Genomic DNA, 626 nt, shown 5'->3' with positions numbered 1-626 from the left:
GGCATGCCCCCGCTCGCCACGGCCACCGGGGGTTCCGGTGGCCGTGGCGAGCGGGGGCATGCCTCTCCTTCGAGGTCGTTGCTGTGTGACCGCTGTCACGACATCGCGGAGCGTAGGCAGCAGTGACGAGGAGCGTCAATCGTTGCGCGGGGCTCCTGCACGGCCGGCGCGGGGACGGCCCGCGCCACCGGTAGCGTCGGTGCGGAGCACCCCCAGGAGGACACCCCGTGGACGACCCGCAGGACCGGCCGGTGCACGACGCACCGGCCGCCCACGACGCCGAGCTGACCGCGCTGCGCCGCAGCATCGACAACCTCGACGCCGCCCTCGTGCACCTGCTGGCGGAGCGGTTCAAGCTCACCGAGGCGGTGGGGCACCTGAAGGCCGCGCACCACCTGCCCCCGGCCGACCCGGCGCGCGAGCGCGAGCAGACCGCGCGGCTGCGCCGGCTGGCCGCGGAGTCGGGCCTGGACCCGCTGTTCGCGGAGAAGTTCCTCTCCTTCGTCATCGCCGAGGTGATCCGGCACCACCGCGCCATCGGCGCGGTCGCGCGCTAGCGTCGCCCCGTGGCCGGCGAGGCGGGGTCCACGGCGTCGGGGTCGGCGCCGACGCGCTCGACCACCTCG

General features: G+C 75.6%; 1 protein-coding gene. It reads left to right on the top strand.

Going from position 1 to position 626, the window contains the following annotated elements:
- Positions 1-227 precede the first annotated feature (227 nt).
- Positions 228-557: a chorismate mutase gene (locus GTR00_RS22200; RefSeq protein WP_323132678.1), complete on the top strand. Its 330-nt coding sequence runs from the start codon at positions 228-230 to the stop codon at positions 555-557.
- Positions 558-626 lie beyond the last annotated feature (69 nt).

The organism is Kineococcus indalonis (assembly GCF_009906395.1).
Taxonomy (GTDB): Bacteria; Actinomycetota; Actinomycetes; order Actinomycetales; family Kineococcaceae; genus Kineococcus; species Kineococcus indalonis.
This window is presented reverse-complemented; position numbering and strand designations above follow the sequence as displayed.